Genomic DNA, 21729 nt, shown 5'->3' on the forward strand with positions numbered 1-21729 from the left:
GCTAAACCCGCTTTAAAAGTAGCCTGGGTCGAGCCATGCGACACCCGGGGCACCCTCTCCCGGGTATCGCTGCGCTCAACCCAGGCTACCGGCTGCATGCCCACGCGGACGGTTCGATGCGGGAACGACCATCCAGGGCGAGCCTTATTGCTTGGCCCTGGCCTGGCCGATCAGTGCGCCGCTGATCACGCTCTGGGGCTGCGCTTCGGTTACGTTGTACTCCTCGGCAGCGCGCGCGCTGTCGTCGCGCTCCTTGATCAACAGCCACTGCGCCTTACTGCCGGGCAGGCGGGTGCGCACCAAGGCCCAGGCGCCGGTAAGCTTCTCGCCGACCAAACGGAACCTGAGCCTGCCGGCCGCATAGGCCGCTGCGGGGGCTTCGAGGGGGTGCCAGACGCCGTGGTCCCAGACGATCACCTCGCCCGCGCCGTAGCTGCCTTCGGCAATGCGCCCCTCGAAGTTGGCGTAATCCAGGGCGTGATCTGCCACCTGCACGGCCAGGCGTTTGTCACGCGGGTCTAGGCTCGGGCCTTTGGGCACCGCCCAGCTCTTCAGGGTGCCGTTGAGCTCCAGGCGAAAATCGTAATGCAGGTGCCGGGCATCATGCTTTTGCACCACAAAACGCAGTGCCGCGGCTGTGCCCGGATCGGCACGGGGTGGCTCGGCATCTTGCTTGCGGGCGTGTTCGCTCTTGGCGCTGACCATGGTCGATGTCCTGCTTGGCGTGGGTACAGTTTGGCGGCCGCTGCCTGTGGCTTTCAGGCCTCCTTCAATAGCCTGCTACGCTCGCCATCCGGCGTCAGTTGGGCTGCGAGGTGGGCGAGATGCTCGCCAAAGCCTGAGCGGGCGCGGGTGTTCTTTCTGGCGCTGGTCACCACCCGGTTCTCGCCGGTCCAGACGATATGTGCGCCGGTGCCTTCCAGCGCCTGGACCAGGCCAACGTCTTCGTGCGCCGCAAGCGGGGGAAAGCCGCCGACCCGTTGATAGGCCGCCGCGCAGACACCCAGGTTGGCGCCATGGATATGCCGGTGACCATCCTCACTGCAGTACCGCTGTTGATAGGCGGCCTGCACTGCGTGGCTGTAGCCCTCCCAGTCCTCCACGTGCACGGTGCCGCACACCACCTCGGCGCCATGGCGAAGCTGCTGGTAGAGCCAGTCCGGCGCGACGTAACTGTCGGCGTCGGTGCAGGCCAGCCAACGAGCCCCGCGCGCAATGGCATGGGCTGCGCCGATACGGCGCGCCTGGCCAACGTTACAGACGTCTACCATCAGGGTGGCCACGCCGAGCGACGCCGCGATCTGTGGCGATTGGTCGGTGCAGGCATCCAGCACCACCACGATCCACACCGGCTCAGCCAATAGGCCAGGATGCCGAGCGGCCCCAAGCAAGGACTGCAGGCAGCGACCCAGCAGCGCCTCCTCGTTATGGGCTGGCACCACCACAGCAATCACCGCGCCTCCTCGCTCAGGTTTATGGCGCAGGACTCCTTGCACCACAGTTCCAGTACAAAGTCCTGCTCACGGTGGCAGATGACCCGGCGCAGCGGTAAGTGGCGGCGCAACAGGTGATGCACCTGGCGGCCATTCTGCGGGCCGTCGTCAATCGGGTGCTGCCAGTGGCAGGCGAGCACGGCACCGTCGTCCGCCAGGCTGGCGATGCAGCGCTGGATCAGGGCGTGCAGTGCGGCTTTGTCGAGGTAGTAACCGATCTCGCTCAGCACGATCAAATCAAAGGTCCCCGCCGGCCAGTCAGTGGGCAGCGCGCCGACGTAAACCTCGGCATGGGGCGCGTCGCTCAGGCGCGCCTGGGCAAGCGCCACCGCAGTCGGGCTGACATCGCAGCCCAGCAACTGAGCGCAGCGTTGTGCCAGGGCATGGCTGAGCTCGCCGTTGGCGCAACCGGCCTCAAAAATGCGCCGGTAGTGTTGGCGGGGCAGCGCGGCCAGGGTCAGCTCGCGCTTGCGCTTCTCGTACCAGCGGTGGCGAAAGCCCCAGGGGTCGGGCGTGTGCTGAAACTTCGTATCGAAGTGCTCGGCGGGCCGGCTCATAGAAAGAACACCTCGTAAGGCTGGGCGAAGCGCGCCAGGGTCGTTGGCGTGAGCACCGGCTCGGCTCCCGTAGAGGCGTCAGCCAGCAGTTGCGAGCGATGGGCGTGGATGGCCGCCTGTTTGCGCCCCAGTGCGTCGTTGTCCAGCAGCAGCTTTCTCGCCCTGGCCCACGGCAGGCGGTCATCCTCAGGCGCTGCCCAGTGCCAGGCCCAGACGGGCACCTCGTAGAGCTGGCAGCCCTGGTGTTGCACTGCAGCGGCGCAGGCGCGGCCAACGGCCTCATGGTCGCAGTGGCCGTCGTGCCGCCAGGTGCTGATCACATGGGTCGCGTCCGCGATGCACTGCACGAGCGCGTCCAGCAGATAGGCCTCGTCGCGCGCGACCTGGCTGTCGTCCAGGCGCAGGCGCGTCCAGTGCACGTCCTGCGGCGAGAAGCCGAGGCGGCGCAGGGCCAGCTGGCTTTCGCGGGGGCGCTCGCGGCGCAGCAGCTGCGTCGGCCACACCGCCGAGTGCGGGTGGCTGGCCTCGCCGTCGGTGACCGCCACCATGCTCACCCTGACGTCCTGCCAGGCAATTTGCGCGAGCAGGCCGCCACAGGCCAGCACCTCATCATCCGGGTGTGGCGCCACCACTACCACGTGCGAGCCGGGCGGCAGCAACTCGCTGGCGGTGATCAAGGGCACCCTGGCGAGCTGCGCCGAACGTTGCCAGGCCTCGCTTGGCGTGCCCTGGCCCTGGATGGGGTTGTGCGCCTGGCTCATAGGTCCCAGCGCTCAACCGGGTGCTCCAGCGTGAGCTGGCCAAGACGCTCCAGGTCGCGCTCGGCATGGCTCTGGCGCAGGAATACCGGTAAATCGGCCATCAGCCGCGCGAAGTGTGGGTCACGACAAAAAGGCGCGGCACCCAGTGCCCTGCCAGCGTGGTGCATGACCGCCTCCATGGCCGCTTCGACCGTTGCGCGCAGCCGCCGCGCCTCGAATTCGGCGTCCTGCCGGGGGTGCTCATCCACCCACTGCGCACAGGCGCGTAGCGCTGCCTGGGCGGTGCCGAGTGCGGCCTCGATGGCGCCTAAATGGGCCAGGCTATGGGCATCGCGCCTGGCCTGCTGGTGCACCTGGCGGGCCAGCGCCACCCCTGCGCCAAACCAGCAGGCGGCAATGCCCGCCGCGCCATGCCAGAAACCGGGGCGGTCGATATACACCGAACTGTCGCCGATGCACTGCGCCCGCGCGTCCTCAAACACCACCTCGACGCTGTCGGCCGCCGCCATGCCCACCGCCTGCCAGCCGTCCGTGGTCACCCGGATGCCGGGCTGCTGCATCGCCAGGGTCACCAGCGCCGGCTGGTTGTGTTCGTCGCGCACCGTCATCAGCGCATGGTCGACATGGGCCGCGCCCGAGCACCAGGCCTTGCGCCCGTTCAGCCTGACCTGGTCATGGGTGCGCGCGGTAATGCCCACCTGCGCGTAGGGTGGCTCTGCCGCCCAGACGGCCCACAGCCCGGTATCCGAATGGGTATCGACCCCCAACTCATGGAGGATCGACTGGGCATCTGCATGGGCCTCGAACAGCTTCACCAGCGCCAGATCCGCCGCCGCGACCTGGGCCAACAACTGCCAGCGCAACAAGGTGGCGCCTTGCCCCGGGTGTGGCAGGTCCGTCAAACCGGCCGCATGCAATATCTGCATCTGCCGTGGCACCTCCAGCCCAGGCTGGTCGGTGCCGCGCCGGCTGAAGTCACGCAGCATGGTTTCCAGTCCAATCAAATGTGCGCTGGCCATCGGGGTGTCTCTTGCCGTGTGTGGTCTCCTAATTCATGACCCGGCTGCGGGCTGTGGGGTTCAGGGAGAAAGTTGTGGGGGCTGGCTGCGGCAGGGTCGCTGCAACGGGCGGCGCCCCCTTGAGTGATTTACCAAGCGAATAAACATCGGTGGGCAAGCTTCGCGTTGCCCACCCTACAAGTGCCCGCCGTGGCTATCCGCGACCCGCCGCCAGAGCCTGTTGCACGCGTGGCAGCAGGGCATCGGTTGCAGTCAGCAATTCCGCCAGCAAGGTCTCGTCCACATCCATATAGCCCTCGTACTCAGCCAGATTGCGGCGCTCGTGGCAGAGCGCAAACAGGCGTACCTGGGGTTTGCTTAGCTCAAGGGTGTGCACCAGGCACTGAAACACCAAATAGCGGCGGTCTGATCGATAGCCCCGCAGACGCATGGCCGTCAATGCCAAGGCGTGAGCGGCGTTGTAGGCCAGGTCGAAGCGGCTGGCGAAGGACAGGGCGGGGGAGTGAGCGTCCTTCAAGCGATCTGCAGCTGATCTCAGTAGCCCCTCACATTCCTTTTGATCGGGCGGCTCAGCTTTCAGGCCGCCGCTGCGCACCAGGTTCTGCAGATTGTCGTTACCGTCCATGGTTTACCTCTTCCGGGTTGTGGCCAATCAAGTCGATTTTGTCCTGCTGCTCTACCCGTACCACAAAGCTGTTGCCGGCAGCTTTCTTCGCTTGCCAGTCGGTCAGCGTGTAGAGCGTCGGGTTAATGGTGCGGCCAAGCTGCTCCTCGACAGGGAGTAGGCGCTCCATTAGGTCACTGTAGCTGAGGTTTTCGCCAATCAGCATCAGGTCGATATCACTGCCTGCGTGCTCGCTGCCTTTGGCAATGGAGCCGTAAACGAACGCCCACACCACCTGTTCAGCCAGTGGCGCTAGCGCCATACGTAGCTGCTGCGCAATACCGAAGGTTTTGCGCACGATGCTTAGCAGCTCTGTATAAATGGGGCATTGCGGGTTGGCCTGGTAGTGCGTCTGGTTGCCCTGGCGGCTCATGGTCAGGATGCCCGCGTTGTGTAGACGCTCAAGCTCGCGCATCAGGCTGCCCTTACCAACCTGCGCCCAGCGGGCGATCTCATTGGCATAAAAACTCTGATCGGGCTTGCCATAGAGCAAGCCCAGCACCTTTTGCTGGGTGGCAGAGAAAAGAGCATCACTGAGCGGGATGGTTGGCATGGCTGTTTCGATAAGTCCCAAAAAGGGAACGATAGGTCCCTTTTTGGGACTTATCAAGTCGATGTCAGTAACGCAGGGCTGATTTGCAGAGTGGGCAGAATGGGACCAGGAAACAATTCGTCCATATAAAGGGCGTTTAGCGCGCAGCCCCCGCCCGGAAACGTCCCCGCCACCAGCGCGCCCACCACGAGCGGGGCTTGCGCGGCGTTGCGTGGGCCTGCCCATAAAAGCGCGGCAACTCGCCCAGGGCGATCCACAGTTCACCCTGCCACTCCAGCAAATTGACCTGCTGGTTGTCCCAGGCCATCAGGCAGCGCGACGGCCCATGAGCGGCGCCAGCCTCGCTGTCGCGCAGCGCCGGCAAGGCTACATGGCTAAGCCAGCGGCGCAGGTGACGGTTCTCCGGGTGCGAGAAGCGCCATAACGCGCGGTACATCCCTGACTCACTGAGCACTTCCACTGCCTCCACCTGCCCGCTCGCCAGTTGGAAGTACACCATCCGCACCTGATCGGCATCCATCAACCGACAGATCCGCTCCGGGTGGCGATGACCCAACAAGCGCGCAAACTCACGGGCACAGACCCACGGCTGACGGTCGATCAGCACCCCACGCAACGGGCGGCGATGGCGCATCAGTACGATGGGGGTAAAGGCGTCTTCCATAAGGCCTCCAGCGGCATAGTCTGCAATATCTGAAAATCAGATAACTGAAGAGTAGATATACCGTACCTGTCCTGTCAACGGACGGATGACCCCTGTGGAAAAGTCGGTTTATCGAGACGAAAACCTTATTTTTTTGAAGTTGCTCAAACAGTGCCGTGTCGAGTCAGGGCTGACCCAGGACGACTTCGCCAAAGCACTTGCCCGCCCGCAATCGTTTGTCAGCGATGTAGAACGCGGGCTGCGCCGGCTGGACCTGATACAGCTACGGGATATATGTCAGGTGCTGGGTGTTAGCTTGAGCAGCTTTGTGCAGCGTTTTGAGGATGAGCTGGCGGGAAACGTTGGTGGGGATAACGCGCAGGCGGATTAAGTGATGGGGCAGGGTAGAGTGGTGCAGCCGGAGCAGTGTACAACTACAGAGGAAAATAAATTTATTTTTCAAACGTTGTACTTGTTATATGAACTCAGGGGATGCAAATAGGGATACACGATTTGCAGGCTACGTTGACTCCTCGAACATTCTCAAATCTGTCCGAGGGGTCTAGGGGAAATCATACGTTCTTACCAGTTACTTGATTATCACACCACGCTTACAACAGTTGTTACACTTCGGATAGAACCTTTCTCCATCTTACTAGGTGAGATAGGTATTCGATCCCAGTTATAGGTTGTAGCTTCTCTATTGACGAATTAAGGTCGGCAAGTAAGTCCATTTTGCTAAAAGTGTTCGCTTTTTTGTGTTCAGTGTCTTTGGTATTTAAGTAATGCCTGAGGCAATTAATTTTTTCATCCTTGGTGGGGAATTGTAAGTTAACAAAGCTTTTCCCACGTCGGATCGTTTTAATAGAGCCTTCTCCTCCGAATTTGATAAAGTTGGTTATGTCTCCTGAAATGACTTTTGTGCACAGCTGACAGCTGCATACATTGGCGTGGAATTGAACTGAGTCAGATAACCAGCCAGCTTTGTTGAACCACTGTACGCAGTCGCGATATTTCTCTCTGCTGTGCATGTCAGGAACATAGTATTTAGATGTTGGAATCCCCCCGCCTACAGGAACTACCGCACGAGACTCGCCATACTCAGGACCGTGACAAACCCCCGACAATGCAGATCCAAAAGCTGGTGCACCATTAAGAATTGAAAAATATCCACCATGAAGGTTTATGACCTCGCGCTCACTGTTACCTCGTAGCTTAATATATAGCTTTCTACATGCATGTAGCTCAGATATTGAGGCCGTCTTTTCATTGAATTCGTCTACCCAGACTATAAATCCGTCGGGGTTGGCCTCTATCATTTTGTCTGCGAGCGTAAATAGCTCGTCAGTGAATAGTAGTCCTTTGTTGATCACTAAGTTTGAAAAGATCTTGGGTTTTAGTGAATTTTCATTTGCATAATTCTTTGCGTGGTGGAGCAGCTCTAGCGTAAGTGGGATCCATTCTTCGTTGTTTACATCTGTCAGGTAGAAGTAGGGGGCAATTAATGCGTACGGCTCACGCTGAATTTCATCGTCATCCAGATATTTAGCAACATCGCTTTTTTCCATGTATTTGTGCAGATAGCAGCGCTGAAATTCTAAGACATTCTTCGTGTAAGCAGCTAAGTCGGCTTTTTCAAAGTCGCTTGCCTGAAGTGCTCTCTGACCAAGATGGTCAATTATAGGAGACGAGAATTGCTCAGCCAGCTTGGCAATAGAAGACTTAATTTTTTTATTAGTGCCCGTTATGAATGACGGAGAGTGTTGGAACGCGTGGGTAAAAGGATCAATGATGAATTTTGTTGTCGGAGCTATTTTTTTTAACAAAAAACCTGCCATCGCTGAAGGGTTGTGTGCGGCCATATTGCCGTTGACAATTACGCCTTCATGGGTTTCTGCTGCAGGATAGACGAATTCCTCTTGTTCAGCGAAAGTGCCGAACTGCATCCAGTTCTCTACTGGCATTGAGACTGCTCCTTGAGGTTTTTCATTAATAGCTGCTTCTGCGGTGGCCAAATATTTTTGTTGATCTTTGGCTCATGAACCCACTGGCAACTGCTATCTTCTGGATTACACCAAACTAGTCCATAACCCAGTGATTCGACTTCCTGTACTAATTTAGTGGGTATGGATTTAGATCCCATGGCTAAGCATACGTAGTCTGCAATTAGCTCATGTGCCTTACATTGAGCTAATCCCCGTTTCCAGTTGTCTCTTTTTGCTTCAAAGGCATATATCCGGCAGCTTTTTTTTCCTACCAGATCGATGCTTTGGCCCATGCTGGAAACTTCTTCTGTCGTTTCGAAGCCTTTGTCTATAAGGAAGTTGCGGAGAACCTCCACAACCTCAGTTTCTGCTGAGAACTTCATTGTTGATCCATGTTTGTGATCGTCGTGGCATGGAAGAAGTAGCAAACCACATAGATGAAGCTAATAGCTGCGGTAATAGTTGCTACCCCTTTTGCTATCTCAGGAGTATTCATCAATAATGCAGCTATTAGATTGGCAAAGGCGACAAAGGGTAGTAGTGCTGATAGAAATAAAAAGAGGCTTGTTCTCTTTCTGAGTTTTTCAATTTTTGCAATAAATAAGGTGGATTCAATATTCTTTTTGGAGAACTCGTAGGCGTGATCCCTTTCACCCACTTCATTTCCTCTCCAGTTTCTAATATCAATGGTGGTATCTGCTTGTTTAATTATGTGATTTCCAAAGTTTGCATATGCTTTAGCTGTTGTTTCCAGATTTTCGAGTTTTAAGCGTTGAAGCTTATCCTTTAATTCAGATGGTTTTCCCATATTTGTTATAAGTGCAATCACGTTAGATAAGACAACGGAAATAACAGACATGCCAATTGTAAATAGATGAGCTTCCATTATGGCAGTATCTCGTCCTTGATTTTTGATTTTTCCGTATAGTCAGGGTATTTGGAGTAAACGTATTTCAGTAATGCTCTCAATGAGAGTCTCTGTGTTTCGGCTTTGAATTTTTCAAGAAGGTTTTGCTGGTCATCACTCAGGGTGTCATAGAGCTTTTTTGTAAAATTCAAACCTTTCTCATCAAGAAAAAAAATGTCTTCTGAGAATTCGGTTGCGGGTTCTTGCTCTTCATTTATTGCTATCCATTCTGACCACTCTGACGCGGCTTCTAGAGTTGCTTCTTCTTCTGAGGGTTTTTTTGAAATAAACTTCCTCAGGTGAAAAAAATTTAGATCCTCATATATCTCTTTGGAGAATGGTCCATAATTCCAGGGGAAGAAATTATAAAATTCTTCCTCTTGCATTTTGATATTTTTCTTGAATAGAGATAGCCATTCTTTTTGGAATAAAAATATCATTTTGGTAAGTCTTGTTCGTCCAGTAATCGGTTCGTTGATTACTTTCTCTTTGCCGGGGGCATACAACAGCAGCAGCAGGATGTCTTTACGGTTATCTATCATGCCTAGATTCCTTTGTTTCAAGCGGCCCCGAATACGTTAGTGACGATAGCACCTGGCAGCCAGACGCCCCTGCGGTGTGGCTCTGTCAAGGTCACTGTGCAGGGATCTGCAGGTATTTTGACTCTCGTAAGGTTCCTGTGAAAGCCCCCGCAACGTAAGTGTGCAGCATGCTGCGGCACTGAAGGAAAAGCGACACATTTAGCCCGTGGAAAAAGGGGGCAAATTTATTTCCTGCACGATAGCTTCTTGACCATTGCACTGCTCTGCCTTCAAAGGTTCTGCATCGTCCGACACCTGGGAAACCCCGAGCATCCCCAAAACTGTTGCCCCGCTTTCACCCCCGACTTCACGTTACGAATTACCAGAGCACTGCCGCATTTCGGGCACTGCCGCTCCGCTGTCGGATCACTTCTGCGCTTAAGGTTTTGCACATGCTCGCGGTGTGTGGCGAGAGTTGGCGCGCGGCGGCCGCTTTGCAGGGCTTGCAGCATGGCGTCGACTTCAGCCGCGCTAAATACCGCCTGCTGGAATGACTGGATATAGCGAATAAAGCCGATGCCCTGGGTCACGTTGGCCGGCATTTCGGTTTTAAAGGTGCTGCCGCCGACAAAGGTGATGACCGAGTGCAGGTGCTCGGGGCTGACGCCAAGGGTGGTTTCCAGCGCTTTGAGGTGTTTGTAGTTCTGCCGCAGCGGGTTCTGGAATTTGAAGGTGCGTTTGTAGAGCTTCTGCGTCCACTGCGCCTGGTTTTCGCTGCCGAAGATCCAGCCGCTCATGTTCTTCGTTTCCAGCACGAAGAGGCCGTAAGGCGATAGGAAGATATGGTCGATCTGCGTGGTGCCGTCGGGCGTGTTCAGGGTGACGTTGTGCAGGCGGCGGTAGGTCTGCTTGTCCAGCTGCCAATGGGCAAACAGTCGCACCAGCAGTTCGCCAATATGGCCCTTGGCCCAAGGCGATTTGAGCAGGCCGAGCAGCAGGACCGCCGGGATAAACCAGGCCAGCATGCCCCAGACCTGGGCGATGACGGGGGTGAAGTCCATTTCTTAACCTTCAGCAATTCTGAGTTAAGCGGATAGTACCGAAAGTAGGCGTAACTGGACGAAAGAATTCGAGGGCGTTTCTAGGCATGCCGGTATGGCTTCGCCGCATCTCGTAAGCTCGGTCTAACTCGGCCGTATCTGCTAGATCAGGAACTCAAATGCGGAGAGTAGTTTTACGGTTTTGGGGAGTTTTTTGCTGCAGTAGTTTGTCGAGGTATTGCCGCGCACTATGTGGCGGACTTTTCAGCGAGGCTCGCTGGCGCTGCGCCGCTTCGAGAACAGCTGCTTTGTCGAGGTCCCAAAGGTCAGTAATAAAGTCATCAGGGTGCACAGGTTCAATATCAAATGTACTGAGGACGTCTTTGGGTAAGTCCTTAAGGTTGAACGTTACGATGATTGAGGCGTTGCACTTAATTGCCGCTGCGAGTACATGGCGACCATCAGCGTCAGGGAGATTCAGCCCCTCAATCAGTGAGGCGTAGTCAGCCACCAGAGCATCCGGCACAGCCCTATCCATCAACGAGGATGTGCGGTCCAATTGTTCGGCGGTTAGCTCCGGTCGATTGATTAGAAGATTGCGCTTCCACTCGTCATGAACCTGCGCTGACCAGCGTGCACGGTACACGCCGGTCAATGCCAGGTGCATCAAAAAGTCACGCAGCGGAGCCGGGTAGAGCACATTCGCATCATAGAAAGCGGTGAACGGTGAATGCCTCATTCGTACCCCATCCCTAGCTCCTGTGCTTGTGCCGCCAGTTCATCCATAGCAGTGCGGCTCGCATGATCACGCTGTTCCTTAAAAGCCATCAGATCAGCGAACTTGATCCTGCGGTGCCGGCCGGTTTTGGTGTGTGGCAACGCACCTTGATCCAACAGTTTCACTAGGTGAGGCCGCGAAACGTTGAGCATGTCCGCACCTTCCTGGGTCGTCAGCTCGGCATGAATAGGGACGACCCTGACGGCATTACCAAGGGCCAGTTCGCTCAGGATTTCGCCGAGCAAGCGAAGGGCGAAGGTAGGCAGCTCGACGACTTCGCGCTGTTGCGTTTCGTCGATTAACTCAATGCGCTGGGTCTCAAGCTTGGTGGTGAGAAAGGCTGCTAACTGGCGACTTGACTCCACAGCCGCAGCGATTTCTTTCTCATCGGGAAGAACGGTGCGAGTGAGGTCGGCGGCGGTCATGGCTATCTCCAAAAGCTGTGCATTCGATGGTCATCGGGGTTGCTGCTCGGCACCCCCCAGGTGTTTATATTCGAAATAAACGAAAATCGCAATATACGAAACGGTTTTGCGGGGAATGATGGCTTCCTTTGAGCGGGTTTCGTCGCCACCAAAATCGCCGATGTGGTGAAAGCCCGCATGCGCACATGTTCAGCTTTGACCGGGCCAGATTGTCGGGGGCTAGGGATTTTCGCGTCCGCGAAAATAACGCGAGCCACTCAGGCGTTGTCAGCACCTTGTGCGGCTAGGGTGCAATTAACCTGATAACGGGTGCTACGCCCACCGCCCGGCAGTCGGGTGATGCAGCCTTTCGCCACAAGGTCGCTCAGGTGGCGAGTGGCCGTCGCTTTAGAGACCTTGGCCACGGCCTGGTATTGCGCCGCGCTGATACCACCCTCAAAACCACGTTCGCCACCATCGAGTAGGCGGTTAAGCACGTTGATCTGCTCCGCCGATAGCGCTTGGCTACGCTGTGCCTGCCAGAAGCGCGCCCTGGCCAGCACGCGGTCGATGCGGGCGAGGGCTTGCTCCAGGCTCTTGAGCAGCGTTGCGAGGAACCACTGCAACCATGCTGTGATATCCAGGCCACCTTTCTGGCTGGCTTCGAGGATGCGGTAGTAACCGGCGCGGTCGTCGAGGATGCTCGCGGACATGGCGTAAAAGCGGATGGCCTGTTGTTCGCCCTGGGCCAGTGCCAAGTCGGTAATGGCGCGCGTAAGGCGACCGTTGCCGTCATCGAAGGGGTGCAGGGTGACAAACCAGAAATGGGCAATGCCGGCGCGCAGCAACGGATCGAGACTGGCATCGCTGTGGCTGCTTTCGAACCAAGTAAGGAAGTCGGCCAATTGCTCTTCCAGCACTGCGCGGGGTGGGGCTTCAAAATGCACGGTAGGGCGGTCGAGCCTGCCGGAAACAACCTGCATGGGCTCTTCGCCGCGTAGCGTGCCGACACGCAGTGGTTGGGCCAACAGGTTGTTGTCGCGGGGGAACAGCCAGCAGTGCCAGTCGTACAGCCGCTCCAGATCCAGCGGCTGCTGATGTGCGCGGGTGGTATCGAGCAGCAGTTCTGCCAGGCCTTCGGAGCGCGCCGTGGTGCGACCTTTGTCGTTTAACCCCAAGCGCCGCGCCAGTGATGAGCGCACCGAGCCGACATTCAGCTGCTCTCCCTCGATAGCTGATGAGGTGACGATGTTTTGCAGCATGGCATCCAGGCTGCTCTGCACTTCCGTATCACTACCCACAGCGCCGAGCATGCCAAGCAAGCGCCCTTGGGCCTGGGTGCAGGCGCGCAACAGCGGGGCAAGCGGTTCGGCTTGCCAGGTGAAGTGTGGCCAGTCGGGCTGCTGCCAGATCCAGGCAGTGTCATTCATGAGCTTGCTCATCTGTGAGCCGATTAGCGACTCTATTCGGCTCATTGTGTGAGCTGATAGTGCCGGCTATTCGGCTCACTGTCGAGAGCAGTGGGCTGGCGGTGTCGCGCAACTAGGGTCTGTTGTTGTTTCGCTCAATGCGCTCAAGACAGACTTAGCTTCGTATCAATCATGCCAGAGCCGCCAGGTGCTCTAGGGTTTCTGGATATTTTTGTACGAGGCGGATCAAGGTTACGGCTTGGGCATTGGGTTTAGCGCGGCCCTGCTCCCAGTTTTCCAGGGTGCGGGCATTGGTGCGCAGGTACATTGCGAAGACCGGGCGGGACATGTTGAGCTGCTGGCGAATGCTAACCAGCTCTTCGGCACTGACCTCTGGAAGCGCGTTAAGTCGTGCCTTGTGGGAGCGCAGCGTGACCTTTCCCTGGCGCTCATCAGCCAAGGCTTCAAAGCCTTCGACCAGTTCGGCAAAAATGTCACGTTTCATGGTTTGTTCCTCGCCTCGATTTCGGTGTCTAACAGTTTTCTGAGTACCTTCTTCTGTGGTTCGCTCAAGTCGTCCTGAGCGTCTTTGCCATAGACGGTAAATAACCAGAACTGAGCACCACCCAGCCACCAGTATTAAATGATCTGAATGCCGCCACGCTTGCCTTTCTGGCGCTTCTCATCGGTGAAGCGGATTTTGCGCAAACTGCCTGTTCCCTGGATCACATCGCCGGCTTCGGGATTTTCCATTAGGGCCGTCTGGAAAGCGTGGAAGGCCTCATCATCCAGATAGTCCGCCCGGTACCGCTGGAACGGTGGGAGCTCAACAAATAGTGCGTTCATATTATGTACGTTATCTGCGTATAGATTGTGCTGTGTTTAGCGCACCGTCAAGGTGGTCTAGCGTTCGCTGGTTATCTTATCCAGCTTGGTGAGTAGGTCTTCGGCGCGCAAGTGTGTGTAGCGCTTCAGCATTGCGGGCATCTCCTGATCAGATCGGCCGCCTTACAGCAGTCGGCTGGGTGGTCGCTATGTGCCGGGGTTTTGTAGGGGCGTGGGCAGCGCTGCTTGCTCTGCGGGTGGCAGGCGTAGCCAGCCGAGTACCCGTGCGTGTTCTATATACCAGCGGCCGTCACGTTGGCTCAGGGGCAGGTCTTCTCGGGAGCTGGCAAAGGGGCCGGGGTTTTGTTGGGCGATTTGCAGGGTGCCGGTGCCGACGCTGGCGATTATCGCGACGTGGCCGTAGCGGTTAAGCAGTGACGGGGCGAATACCAGCAGGTCTTCGGCTTGCTACGGATCGCGGCGGCGAGTAACGGCTGCTTGCTCAAATCTGAGCAGCGACTTATAGTTGGACTGCGCCATTGACGTACTCCAGGGAAGGCCATGATCTTTATCGAAACCCCGATCTTCACCGATGACGTGAAAGCGCTTTTAAGCGATGACGAATACCGGGCGTTTCAGCAGTTCATGGCCCAGAACCCGCAGGCGGGTGATGTGATCACCGAGACCGGTGGCCTTCGGAAGGTACGCTGGAAGCTTGAGGGCGGAGGTAAGCGTGGCGGCGTGCGGGTGATCTACTTTCACGTCGTCGCGGCAAGTCAGATCCGGCTGGTGATGATCTACCAAAAAGGTGTGAAGGACGATCTGACCAAGGATGAAAAGAAGGCGCTACGCAAAATCATCGAAAGGTGGAAATGATGGACAAGAACCTGTTTAACCGGCTCCTGGAAAGCACCACACAGATGGATGAAATCGCCCGTGGCGAGCGCCAGCCGTCCCGCGAATTCCACGTCGATGCTGCCCAGGTTCGTATCATCCGTAAGCGCACGGGGCTGGCCCAGCCGGCCTTCGCGGAGGCTATCGGTGTGGCGGTGGGGACGCTTCGCAACTGGGAGCAGGGGCGGCGTGATCCAGAGGGCCCCGCCAAGGCTCTGCTCCGGGCGATCAACAACGACCCAACGAATGTGATGGCCGCGCTGCGGCAATGAAGCCAGGTTGTGTGGCGCTCCGAATGTCCGTAATCCCAGCACCCAGACGAACAAAAGCCGCGCATTGCGCGGCTTTGGAGTTGGTGGGCCCACACGGACTCGAACCGTGGACCAAAGGATTATGAGCCCCAGTCAAATACGCGTGCCGCCTGGGAAAAGCCAGCAATACCAATACGTTACGGGATATATGCGGCGTCCTTCCGCTGATATTACCAGTGGGTGTGGACACAATGTGGACACTCTCGACTGTACTGTTTTGCACGGCCTTGCAAAACCTTTCACAGCGTGAAAACACTCATCACCAGCCAAGGCCCGCGCCACTGCTGGCCCGGAACCCCTCTTTCACCACCACCCAGGTTTGCACAAAAAATTCACGCAAGGCCCGTCGGCGGGAGGGGGAAAAGTGCGTTCCTTTCCTCGGTTTCTTGGCCGAGTGGAATTTTCCCGGGGTGAGCGGCCCCCGGCCGTGTGCGACTCGATATCGGCGCTCGGCAGGATCTTGAAGGCATGAAAAAGCCCGCCAGTGGGCGGGCTTATCAGATGCAGCTTTGGTTCAGGCAAAGACTACTTCCACTCTTCCTTCCCGTCGCGAGCGCGGGGCAGCTTTCACCACAATCTGAACATCACGGCCTAGGCGTGACAGGCAATCAATCATTTTGGTTTCGCTGATGCCTCTGAACTTACCGCGCAGCATGTCGGAAACCTTGGGCTGAGGTAGCCCCAGTATCTCTGCCGCTTCGGTTTGGGTTAGGTGTCGTGCCTTAATGATGCCGCCGATTTTTTCGGCAAGTCTTGCCTTGACCAGCATTTCACCTGCATCGGCTCGACCGATGTCGGCGTATACGTTGCCGCTACCTTCTTCAATCTCAATCATTTCTTTCCACCGTTCGCATGTGCTGCCGCAGCTTGTAGTCGGGTTTTGATTAGCTCGACGTCGTGTTGCGGTGTCTCTATGCCTTTGGTCGATTTTTTTTGGAAGCAATGCAGGGCATAGACTGCTGTTCCAAACTTCACTGTGTAAACGGCTCGGTAGGTATCACCATCGAAGTCTTCAACGACTTCCAGAACCCCCGCACCTGAAAAGCCTTTAAGGGGCTTCGCTTGGGGGTGTTTACCGCCTCCCTGAGCCAGATGCAGGGCATATCCGAATATGTCCTGCACATCTTCGGGCATATTTCCGAGATCCTTCTTGCTTCCGCCCATCCAATGCAAAGGCTTCACTATCCGGACTGCTCCCTGTGTATATTTGCGCCAAATATATATCTATATCGGTATAAGATTCTATGGGTATTTAATAAATTTGATGAACGGCGTGGTTCACGCAGTGATCGGCTTGAGCTGCCCAGCCAGCGCTAGCGCCTGCCCTGCCTTGGCGGTGAAGGCCGCGGCATCGGGGGCGGCTTGGGGTTGGCCCTGGCACGTGGGTGTGGGCGGCCAGCTGGGTGTTCATGGCCTGCACTAGGTCGATCAGATCGCACACCACCTGCAGCACGTTGACGCCTTCGGATCCGAGCCAGGTCCCGAACACCTGGGCGAGGCTGTCCATGGCTTGGAAGCCGGTGGCCAGGCTGTAGAAGTAAGGGGCCTTCACCTTTGCGTAGGGCTTGTCTGGCACCCGAAAGCGCAGGCCGGTGCGGGCGGCGATCTCGCCCAGCACCTGGCGCATGTCCACGTGGCGCAGGTTCATGGGCAGGGGCAGGGCCAGCACGCTGGTCAGCTCGCGGCAGAACAGCACATGTTCCAGGCTGCTGGCTTGGGTGCAGCGCTCCACGTGCCCGATGAAGTGCCGCTGCAGGGCGCGTTCGTTGTAGCCGAGGTCGAACAGCACCAGGCCGCGCACAGGCACTTCGGACTTGATCGTAAAGCTGGCCCGGCCGGGGCTGCGCAGATCCAACCGCACGTCGTCTTTCACCAGCGGGTAGACCTTGCCGGCGATGCTCAACACCTTATGCAGTTTCATGCCAGTGAGTCGTCCAGGCGTTTCAGCACGGCCTCGAATCCGGTCAGTTCAGCCGGTTGCGCCGCGGTGCCCTGATCGTTGCCGGCGGCTGTTGCGGCTGCGCTGGCCACGGGTTGCCCTGGCGCTGACTGCTGCTTGACCGGGTTGCTTGGGCGGCGGGTTTCCACTCGTTCGGCTGTCGACAGTTTTTCGGTCAGGGTGAACTGCACCCGCCAAGCGGCCAGGCTGTCGTCCTCGCGGGCGGTCAGGTTGTCGCTGAACTCCACCTGGCGCACGCCAAAGGTGGCTGCGGTGTCGTTCACGATGCGATAGACGCGGCGCTGGCCACCGTTGGCGGTCGCTTCGGCCATGCTCATCAGCTGTTTCAGGTCGGCGGCATCCACAAAGGGGATCATCAGCGAAACGGTCAGCGCCTTGGGCTTGAAGCCCTTGTGCGCCGCGTCTGTGTTGCTGGTTTGACCCGACATGTCGTCGGACTCGATGCGCAGGCTGGCAGAAACTTTCAGCCCCTTGCCGCGCACCTTCTGGCCATCCAGTAGCAGGGTCATAAGCCCACCAATTCACGAACAAAGCTCAGCCCATCCAGCGAGCCCACCAGCACCACGCCGGCACTCAGCACCCACTCATGGCCAGGGGCGTCACCCTCAATCAAGGCGGTGCGCAGCTCGAACGGGTCACCGGGGCCGATCAGACGGGCGCGCATGTTGTTGTCGGCGGTGCCGCCGGCCAGCAGGGCCTGCAGATCCGCCAGTTGTTGATCACGGCTTTGCTGCTGGGCCGCCTTACGCCCGGCCAGCGCGGCCAGTGGCGATCGCGATGATCCAGGTGTTGATGAATTGGAATGATATTCGGGAGGGGGTATGCGATATCAACAGTCGTCTTTCACCCAGCGACACGCTTGCCGACGCTCGAAAATTTGTCAGAACGAGGCTCTGTGGTATGCCAGCGGCTTACGTGCGGATCGTGAGTCGAGATAATGTGAATCTTCGATCCGCGGCTGGCATGAAGTCAGAAGTGATCACTCAGTTGCCCAAAGGGCTTGCTGTTGCCGTTGTGAGTCGTGATGACCGTGATTGGCTGGAAGTATCTTTCAATCGTGACGGGTATGTGATTGAGGGCTGGGTCTCAAGGAAATATCTAACCCGCGTTCGCTAACGGGGACAATTTCCAGTCTGTCGATACCTCAGGGTATTGAAGCCCAGCAGCAGCTTTGCCGCTGGGTTTCCAGTCACTAACTGACTAATAACTCGCCTAGTGAAAACCCAGAAGTAGATGCAATTGTGCCCCTCCAAAGAACTCCGGGGGCGGATGGAATCTGCCCGCTTGGAGAGCACAATCTGGCGCTTTTCAGGTGTAGAAACTGCGGTGATGGAGCACCCTCATCATCAGTCTCCTGCGAAAGCACCCTCCCTTTTGCTTCATATGCTTCTCGGATCTCTTGGCGTTGTTCCTCAGGAAAGGCTTCTGAGAACGACTCAGCGTAAAGCCTGAAATACTCCTCCGCGCTAATTAGCTGCCCGGTTATCGTTCCACCAGCCGTGAAAATTGTAATGTCCATCGAAAACTTGAATTTGTTTACCAGCTTGACTTGGTCTTGGAGGAACCAGTCAGTGGTGCGCCCATTCCATTCCACAGCCTGAAAAACAGGATCGGCCAAACATTCAGCCATCTCTGCGTGCCAGACGGGCTTCTGATTTTCCGCTGTCATGATTGCTCCATATCGTAATTGCCGGTTTTGGCTGTACGGTTTTAGCGCATGAGCATCGAGTGTGCGAGTTCAATCAGATGGAGAGCGTGGACGATTTGTGGACGTTTTGGGTTTTTGAAACGCCAGTATTCATTGTGTAGAAACACAAAAGCCGCGCAGTGCGCGGCTTTGGAGTTGGTGGGCCCACACGGACTCGAACCGTGGACCAAAGGATTATGAGTCCTCTGCTCTAACCAACTGAGCTATAGGCCCTCAGAGGCCGGCGGATTATACCGATGCGCTGGCGCCTGCGCCAATCGTATGACGTGGATGCAGGAAGTTGGCGGCGAACGCCTCGGCGCTGACTGCGCGGCTGCAGACGAATCCCTGGATATGTTCGCAGCCCTCGGCTGCCAGGAAGCATTCCTGGGCCTTGGTTTCGACGCCCTCGGCGATGACCGTGAGTTGCAGGCTGCGGCCCATGGCGATGATGGCCCGGGCGATGGCCGCATCGTTGGGGTCGTCGGGCAGGCCGCGGACGAAGGATTGGTCGATTTTCAGGGTGTCCAGCGGCAGGCGCTTGAGGTGGCTCAGGGAGGAGTAGCCGGTGCCGAAGTCGTCGATGGCCAGTTGTACGCCGAGGGCCTTGAGCTGGTGCAGCAGGGCCAGGCCTTCTTCTTCTTTGTTCATGATGAAGCTTTCGGTGATTTCCAGTTGCAGCAGGTGCGGCGCCAGGCTGTTTTGTTCGAGCAGTTGGCCGATGCGCTCGAGCAGGTTTGGCTGGCGTAGCTGGGCGCCCGCGAGGTTGACCGAGAGGGGCCCGAAGGGCGCGTAGTGGCGTTGCCATTCCTGCATTTGCTGGCAGGCGTGCTGCAGCACCCAGTCGCCCAGGGGCAGGATCAGCCCGCTGTCTTCGGCCAGGGGAATAAAACGATCCGGTGGTACCTCACCGAATACCGGGTGTTGCCAGCGCAGCAGGGCTTCGGCGCCTACCAGGCGTTGGTTCTCCAGGCTGAATTTGGGCTGGTAGAACAGTTCGAGCTCGCCACGTTCTAGGGCGCGGCGCAGCTCCTGTTCCAGGGCCATGCGTTCGGTGGCCTGGAAGGTCAGGTCGCGGGTGTAGTGCTCCACCCGGTTACGGCCTTTGGCTTTGGAGCGGTACATCGCCGCGTCGGCGTTTTTCACCAGGGTGGCGACGTCCAGACCATCGTCGGGGTAGAAGCTGACGCCAATGCTGACGCTGACGAAAAACTCGTGCTCATCGAGCTGGAACGGCAACGTAAAGCAGGCCAGCAGTTTGTTGGCGATCTGGCTGGCGTCTTCGCGCTGGTGCAGGCCGGGCAGCAGGATGATGAATTCATCGCCGCCCAGGCGGGCGACGGTGTCGAGGTCGCGCAGCTGTTCTTTCAGGCGCCGGGCGATGCTCTTGAGCAGTTGGTCGCCGACCGGATGACCAAGGCTGTCGTTGATGTGCTTGAAGCGGTCCAGATCGAGAAACAGTACGGCCCCCTGGTGGCTGTCTGTCTGGGCGTCTTCCAGTGCGCTGTGCAGGCGATTTTCGAACAGCAGGCGGTTTGGCAGGCCGGTGAGTGGGTCGTGGTGGGCCTGGTGGTCGAGTCGCGCCTGGGCGTGTTTGAGCGAGGAAATATCCGCGAAGACACCGACGAAGTGGGTGGTCTGCTGCTCTTTATTGCGTACCGCGTTGATGGTCAGCCACTCGGGGTATACCTCGCCGTTGCGCCGGCGACTCCAGAGTTCGCCTTGCCAGTGGCCCTCGGTAATGAGCTGGTGCCAGATCGCATCGTAAAAGGCGCTGTCATGTTTTTCCGAGGTCAGCAGGTGAGGGGTTTGCCCCAGTGCTTCGATTTCGCTGTAGCCGGTGATTTCGCTGAAGGCGCGGTTGACTGCAACGATGCGCAGCTGGGTGTCGGTGATCATCACGCCTTCGGCCGTGCTCTCGAATACGGTGGCGGCCTGTTGCAGTTTTTCCTGAAGCAGCTGGCGTTCGGTCACGTCGCGGGCGATGGTCAGCATGCAGGCTTCGCCATCAATCGGGATCATCTGCGCGGACAGCTCACACAGGCGCAGCGCGCCGGCCTGGTTGCGAATCGGCACGGTGAAGTCATGCACACTGCCGTTGCTGCGGATCTGCTCGATCAAGCGTTGACGGTCGCTGAGCGAAGCCCAGAGGCCAAGCTCGATGGTCGAGCGGTTGCGGATCTCGGCCATGTCGTAGCCCATGATGCGGCTGAAGCCGTCGTTGCCTTCGAGCACCCGGCCATCGGCGATACGGGTGATCAGCAGGCCGTCGGGTGAGGCGTGGAAGGCCGTGGCGAACTTTTCTTCGGAGATTTTCAGTAGCTGCTGGGTGGCCTTGAGCTGGCTGATGTCGCGGATGATCACGACCAGCGCCGGGGTATCGGCATGCTGGAAGGCCTGGGCGGAGATGAGCCCGGTGAAGAACTCGCCGTTATGGCGGCGGAACAGCAGTTCCAGGTTGCGCAGGCTTTCCTGCTGCAGGCGATCAATCAGGATCTTGCCGATGCCAGGTGAGCCCCAGATGTTCAGTTCGGTGGCCGTGCGGCCGATGGCCGCGCGGGCGCTGATGCCGGTTTGCTGCTCGAATGCGCGGTTGACCTCCAGCAGGCAGCCGTCGGCACGGCGGGCGATCACCATGATGTCCGGGCACTGCTGGAATACGGACGAGAATTTCTGCTCGGATAGGCGCAGGGCCTGTTCGGTCTGTTTGGCCTCGCTGATGTCGATCATCAGGCCGCGCATGATCAGGCGACCTTCCTGGTGCGTCAGGGTGACGATGTTGCGGATCCAGATCAGGCGGCCGTCCGCGGTCTGCATGCGGTAATCCAGGCTATGGCTGCGCCCGGCGTTGGTTTCTTCGCGGCAGTAAGCCATTGCCCGCGCCTGGTCGGCCGGGTATACGCAGCGTTGCCAGAAGTCGGGCTGTTTCCAATCGTTCAGTGGGTAACCCAGCAGGGTTTCGGCATGGGCTGAGACGTAGGTGTAGGTGAAGTCGCCGGTGGTTGCTTCCCAGGCAATGGCGGAGAGGTTTTCGACCAGGTTGCGGTAGTGGGTTTCGCGCTCGCGAAGCTCCTCTTGTAGCACGGCGCTGCGGGCGATTTCCCTGTGCATGCGCTGGTTGATGCGCAAGGCCATAAACAAAATCAGCAATACGGGCAGGCCAAACAGCAGGCTGTGCCAGCCGCTTGAATCAATACCCAGCGCATCATCCGATGCGGCGGCCATAACGACGCCGCTGCAGAGCAGCAGGCACAAGGAAAGAACGGCCAGCAGTCTCGGCATGGCAGCCTCAGGGAGGGCGAAAGGTGGTGGCAGTGT

General features: G+C 57.9%; 24 protein-coding genes, 1 tRNA gene and 5 pseudogenes. 4 read left to right on the forward strand and 26 right to left on the reverse strand.

What is annotated here, in order from left to right; all coding sequences use genetic code 11:
* Nucleotides 1-153 precede the first annotated feature (153 nt).
* The 8 genes and pseudogenes from BMW49_RS20055 to BMW49_RS20090 form a co-directional block, all read right to left on the reverse strand.
* A pseudogene (locus BMW49_RS20055) lies at nucleotides 154-705 on the reverse strand (DNA polymerase ligase N-terminal domain-containing protein); the annotation flags it as partial.
* Nucleotides 706-758: 53 nt separating this feature from the next.
* The gene (locus BMW49_RS20060; protein WP_069522254.1) at nucleotides 759-1454 is read right to left on the reverse strand and encodes a glycosyltransferase family 2 protein; all 696 of its coding nucleotides are present in this window, start codon (nucleotides 1452-1454) and stop codon (nucleotides 759-761) included.
* Complete coding sequence (locus BMW49_RS20065) at nucleotides 1451-2050, reverse strand: class I SAM-dependent methyltransferase (protein WP_069522252.1); 600 nt, start codon at nucleotides 2048-2050, stop codon at nucleotides 1451-1453. Before BMW49_RS20065 ends, BMW49_RS20060 begins: the two co-directional genes overlap by 4 nt.
* A complete protein-coding gene (locus BMW49_RS20070) occupies nucleotides 2047-2811 on the reverse strand; it encodes a PIG-L deacetylase family protein (RefSeq protein WP_069522250.1) in 765 nt (254 codons plus the stop codon). The genes BMW49_RS20065 and BMW49_RS20070 overlap by 4 nt, the downstream gene beginning before the upstream one ends.
* The gene (locus tag BMW49_RS20075; protein WP_069522248.1) at nucleotides 2808-3830 is read right to left on the reverse strand and encodes an acyl-CoA dehydrogenase family protein; all 1023 of its coding nucleotides are present in this window, start codon (nucleotides 3828-3830) and stop codon (nucleotides 2808-2810) included. The genes BMW49_RS20070 and BMW49_RS20075 overlap by 4 nt, the downstream gene beginning before the upstream one ends.
* Before the next feature lie 193 nt (nucleotides 3831-4023).
* The gene (locus tag BMW49_RS20080; RefSeq protein WP_069522245.1) at nucleotides 4024-4455 is read right to left on the reverse strand and encodes a hypothetical protein; all 432 of its coding nucleotides are present in this window, start codon (nucleotides 4453-4455) and stop codon (nucleotides 4024-4026) included.
* A complete protein-coding gene (locus BMW49_RS20085) occupies nucleotides 4445-5047 on the reverse strand; it encodes a nucleotidyltransferase domain-containing protein (protein ID WP_069522243.1) in 603 nt (200 codons plus the stop codon). Before BMW49_RS20085 ends, BMW49_RS20080 begins: the two co-directional genes overlap by 11 nt.
* A gap of 136 nt (nucleotides 5048-5183) precedes the next feature.
* A complete protein-coding gene (locus tag BMW49_RS20090) occupies nucleotides 5184-5711 on the reverse strand; it encodes a BRO-N domain-containing protein (RefSeq protein WP_069522241.1) in 528 nt (175 codons plus the stop codon).
* A gap of 85 nt (nucleotides 5712-5796) precedes the next feature.
* On the opposite strand from BMW49_RS20090, the gene BMW49_RS20095 reads away from it, so the two are divergent.
* Nucleotides 5797-6081 (forward strand): helix-turn-helix domain-containing protein, encoded by a 285-nt coding sequence (locus BMW49_RS20095; protein WP_083251854.1) that lies wholly within the window; start codon nucleotides 5797-5799, stop codon nucleotides 6079-6081.
* A 232-nt stretch (nucleotides 6082-6313) separates the two neighbouring features.
* Here BMW49_RS20095 and BMW49_RS20100 read toward each other — a convergent pair whose 3' ends face one another.
* From BMW49_RS20100 to BMW49_RS20145, 10 genes and pseudogenes are all read right to left on the reverse strand, one after another.
* Nucleotides 6314-7654, reverse strand: coding sequence for a hypothetical protein (locus BMW49_RS20100; protein ID WP_069522239.1), 1341 nt, complete (start codon nucleotides 7652-7654; stop codon nucleotides 6314-6316).
* Nucleotides 7645-8058 (reverse strand): hypothetical protein, encoded by a 414-nt coding sequence (locus tag BMW49_RS20105; protein WP_069522237.1) that lies wholly within the window; start codon nucleotides 8056-8058, stop codon nucleotides 7645-7647. The genes BMW49_RS20100 and BMW49_RS20105 overlap by 10 nt, the downstream gene beginning before the upstream one ends.
* The gene (locus tag BMW49_RS24670; RefSeq protein WP_139133861.1) at nucleotides 8055-8561 is read right to left on the reverse strand and encodes a hypothetical protein; all 507 of its coding nucleotides are present in this window, start codon (nucleotides 8559-8561) and stop codon (nucleotides 8055-8057) included. Before BMW49_RS24670 ends, BMW49_RS20105 begins: the two co-directional genes overlap by 4 nt.
* On the reverse strand, nucleotides 8561-9124 hold the full coding sequence (locus BMW49_RS20115; RefSeq protein ID WP_069522233.1) for a type II toxin-antitoxin system antitoxin SocA domain-containing protein: 564 nt from the start codon (nucleotides 9122-9124) through the stop codon (nucleotides 8561-8563). Before BMW49_RS20115 ends, BMW49_RS24670 begins: the two co-directional genes overlap by 1 nt.
* A gap of 269 nt (nucleotides 9125-9393) precedes the next feature.
* A complete protein-coding gene (locus BMW49_RS20120; RefSeq protein ID WP_069522232.1) occupies nucleotides 9394-10164 on the reverse strand; it encodes a nuclease-related domain-containing protein in 771 nt (256 codons plus the stop codon).
* A 141-nt stretch (nucleotides 10165-10305) separates the two neighbouring features.
* Nucleotides 10306-10882, reverse strand: a pseudogene (locus BMW49_RS20125) (PIN domain-containing protein).
* The gene (locus BMW49_RS20130; protein WP_069522227.1) at nucleotides 10879-11346 is read right to left on the reverse strand and encodes a helix-turn-helix domain-containing protein; all 468 of its coding nucleotides are present in this window, start codon (nucleotides 11344-11346) and stop codon (nucleotides 10879-10881) included. Before BMW49_RS20130 ends, BMW49_RS20125 begins: the two are co-directional and overlap by 4 nt.
* A gap of 257 nt (nucleotides 11347-11603) precedes the next feature.
* Entirely contained in the window at nucleotides 11604-12755 is a 1152-nt protein-coding gene (locus BMW49_RS20135) for a Fic family protein (RefSeq protein WP_069522260.1), read from the reverse strand.
* Nucleotides 12756-12924: 169 nt separating this feature from the next.
* Nucleotides 12925-13239 carry a helix-turn-helix domain-containing protein gene (locus BMW49_RS20140; protein ID WP_069522225.1) on the reverse strand — a complete coding sequence of 105 codons (315 nt, stop codon included), beginning with the start codon at nucleotides 13237-13239 and terminating at the stop codon, nucleotides 12925-12927.
* Nucleotides 13229-13580 (reverse strand): annotated as a pseudogene (locus tag BMW49_RS20145) (toxin). Before BMW49_RS20145 ends, BMW49_RS20140 begins: the two are co-directional and overlap by 11 nt.
* Nucleotides 13581-14120: 540 nt before the next feature.
* On the opposite strand from BMW49_RS20145, the gene BMW49_RS20150 reads away from it, so the two are divergent.
* Together BMW49_RS20150 and BMW49_RS20155 are read left to right on the forward strand one after the other, a co-directional pair.
* The gene (locus BMW49_RS20150) at nucleotides 14121-14435 is read left to right on the forward strand and encodes a hypothetical protein (RefSeq protein ID WP_069522223.1); all 315 of its coding nucleotides are present in this window, start codon (nucleotides 14121-14123) and stop codon (nucleotides 14433-14435) included.
* Nucleotides 14435-14725, forward strand: coding sequence for a helix-turn-helix domain-containing protein (locus BMW49_RS20155; protein WP_069522221.1), 291 nt, complete (start codon nucleotides 14435-14437; stop codon nucleotides 14723-14725). The genes BMW49_RS20150 and BMW49_RS20155 overlap by 1 nt, the downstream gene beginning before the upstream one ends.
* Nucleotides 14726-15278: 553 nt before the next feature.
* On the opposite strand, the gene BMW49_RS20160 is transcribed toward BMW49_RS20155, so the two are convergent.
* From BMW49_RS20160 to BMW49_RS20180, 5 genes and pseudogenes are all read right to left on the reverse strand, one after another.
* Nucleotides 15279-15599 (reverse strand): helix-turn-helix domain-containing protein, encoded by a 321-nt coding sequence (locus tag BMW49_RS20160; protein ID WP_069522219.1) that lies wholly within the window; start codon nucleotides 15597-15599, stop codon nucleotides 15279-15281.
* Nucleotides 15596-15928 (reverse strand): type II toxin-antitoxin system RelE/ParE family toxin, encoded by a 333-nt coding sequence (locus BMW49_RS20165; RefSeq protein WP_069522217.1) that lies wholly within the window; start codon nucleotides 15926-15928, stop codon nucleotides 15596-15598. Before BMW49_RS20165 ends, BMW49_RS20160 begins: the two co-directional genes overlap by 4 nt.
* 88 nt (nucleotides 15929-16016) lie before the next feature.
* Nucleotides 16017-16685, reverse strand: coding sequence for a hypothetical protein (locus BMW49_RS25215; RefSeq protein ID WP_069522215.1), 669 nt, complete (start codon nucleotides 16683-16685; stop codon nucleotides 16017-16019).
* The gene (locus tag BMW49_RS20175) at nucleotides 16682-17233 is read right to left on the reverse strand and encodes a baseplate complex protein (RefSeq protein WP_069522213.1); all 552 of its coding nucleotides are present in this window, start codon (nucleotides 17231-17233) and stop codon (nucleotides 16682-16684) included. Before BMW49_RS20175 ends, BMW49_RS25215 begins: the two co-directional genes overlap by 4 nt.
* Nucleotides 17230-17490, reverse strand: a pseudogene (locus BMW49_RS20180) (hypothetical protein); the annotation flags it as partial. The pseudogene BMW49_RS20180 and the gene BMW49_RS20175, both read right to left, overlap by 4 nt.
* Nucleotides 17491-17624: 134 nt before the next feature.
* Here BMW49_RS20180 and BMW49_RS25690 point away from each other — a divergent pair.
* Entirely contained in the window at nucleotides 17625-17840 is a 216-nt protein-coding gene (locus BMW49_RS25690) for an SH3 domain-containing protein (protein WP_425272767.1), read from the forward strand.
* Nucleotides 17841-17916: 76 nt separating this feature from the next.
* Here BMW49_RS25690 and gvpU read toward each other — a convergent pair whose 3' ends face one another.
* The 3 genes and pseudogenes from gvpU to BMW49_RS20200 all read right to left on the reverse strand — a co-directional run.
* Nucleotides 17917-18393, reverse strand: a complete 477-nt coding sequence (gene gvpU / locus BMW49_RS20190; RefSeq protein ID WP_083251852.1) for a gas vesicle accessory protein GvpU — start codon at nucleotides 18391-18393, stop codon at nucleotides 17917-17919.
* Between the two features lie 175 nt (nucleotides 18394-18568).
* Nucleotides 18569-18645, reverse strand: a tRNA-Ile gene (locus BMW49_RS20195).
* A 15-nt stretch (nucleotides 18646-18660) separates the two neighbouring features.
* Nucleotides 18661-21591: pseudogene (locus BMW49_RS20200) on the reverse strand (EAL domain-containing protein); the annotation flags it as partial.
* Between the last annotated feature and the right edge of the window lie 138 nt (nucleotides 21592-21729).

The sequence above is a fragment of the Pseudomonas cuatrocienegasensis genome, assembly GCF_900110925.1.
Lineage (GTDB): Bacteria > Pseudomonadota > Gammaproteobacteria > Pseudomonadales > Pseudomonadaceae > Aquipseudomonas > Aquipseudomonas cuatrocienegasensis.

Coding starts and splice junctions, on each gene's coding strand:
- BMW49_RS20065 (WP_069522252.1), bottom strand. CDS start 2,050: ATGAGCCGGCCCGCCGAGCACTTCGATACGAAGTTTCAGCACACGCCC.
- BMW49_RS20070 (WP_069522250.1), bottom strand. CDS start 2,811: ATGAGCCAGGCGCACAACCCCATCCAGGGCCAGGGCACGCCAAGCGAG.
- BMW49_RS20160 (WP_069522219.1), bottom strand. CDS start 15,599: ATGATTGAGATTGAAGAAGGTAGCGGCAACGTATACGCCGACATCGGT.
- BMW49_RS24670 (WP_139133861.1), bottom strand. CDS start 8,561: ATGGAAGCTCATCTATTTACAATTGGCATGTCTGTTATTTCCGTTGTC.
- BMW49_RS20130 (WP_069522227.1), bottom strand. CDS start 11,346: ATGACCGCCGCCGACCTCACTCGCACCGTTCTTCCCGATGAGAAAGAA.
- BMW49_RS20135 (WP_069522260.1), bottom strand. CDS start 12,755: ATGAATGACACTGCCTGGATCTGGCAGCAGCCCGACTGGCCACACTTC.
- BMW49_RS20100 (WP_069522239.1), bottom strand. CDS start 7,654: ATGCCAGTAGAGAACTGGATGCAGTTCGGCACTTTCGCTGAACAAGAG.
- BMW49_RS20120 (WP_069522232.1), bottom strand. CDS start 10,164: ATGGACTTCACCCCCGTCATCGCCCAGGTCTGGGGCATGCTGGCCTGG.
- BMW49_RS20105 (WP_069522237.1), bottom strand. CDS start 8,058: ATGAAGTTCTCAGCAGAAACTGAGGTTGTGGAGGTTCTCCGCAACTTC.
- BMW49_RS20095 (WP_083251854.1), top strand. CDS start 5,797: ATGACCCCTGTGGAAAAGTCGGTTTATCGAGACGAAAACCTTATTTTT.
- BMW49_RS20090 (WP_069522241.1), bottom strand. CDS start 5,711: ATGGAAGACGCCTTTACCCCCATCGTACTGATGCGCCATCGCCGCCCG.
- BMW49_RS20115 (WP_069522233.1), bottom strand. CDS start 9,124: ATGATAGATAACCGTAAAGACATCCTGCTGCTGCTGTTGTATGCCCCC.
- BMW49_RS20175 (WP_069522213.1), bottom strand. CDS start 17,233: ATGACCCTGCTACTGGATGGCCAGAAGGTGCGCGGCAAGGGGCTGAAA.
- BMW49_RS20085 (WP_069522243.1), bottom strand. CDS start 5,047: ATGCCAACCATCCCGCTCAGTGATGCTCTTTTCTCTGCCACCCAGCAA.
- gvpU (WP_083251852.1), bottom strand. CDS start 18,393: ATGACAGCGGAAAATCAGAAGCCCGTCTGGCACGCAGAGATGGCTGAA.
- BMW49_RS20155 (WP_069522221.1), top strand. CDS start 14,435: ATGGACAAGAACCTGTTTAACCGGCTCCTGGAAAGCACCACACAGATG.
- BMW49_RS20080 (WP_069522245.1), bottom strand. CDS start 4,455: ATGGACGGTAACGACAATCTGCAGAACCTGGTGCGCAGCGGCGGCCTG.
- BMW49_RS20075 (WP_069522248.1), bottom strand. CDS start 3,830: ATGGCCAGCGCACATTTGATTGGACTGGAAACCATGCTGCGTGACTTC.
- BMW49_RS20150 (WP_069522223.1), top strand. CDS start 14,121: ATGATCTTTATCGAAACCCCGATCTTCACCGATGACGTGAAAGCGCTT.
- BMW49_RS20140 (WP_069522225.1), bottom strand. CDS start 13,239: ATGAAACGTGACATTTTTGCCGAACTGGTCGAAGGCTTTGAAGCCTTG.
- BMW49_RS20165 (WP_069522217.1), bottom strand. CDS start 15,928: ATGGGCGGAAGCAAGAAGGATCTCGGAAATATGCCCGAAGATGTGCAG.
- BMW49_RS25215 (WP_069522215.1), bottom strand. CDS start 16,685: ATGAAACTGCATAAGGTGTTGAGCATCGCCGGCAAGGTCTACCCGCTG.
- BMW49_RS25690 (WP_425272767.1), top strand. CDS start 17,625: ATGCCAGCGGCTTACGTGCGGATCGTGAGTCGAGATAATGTGAATCTT.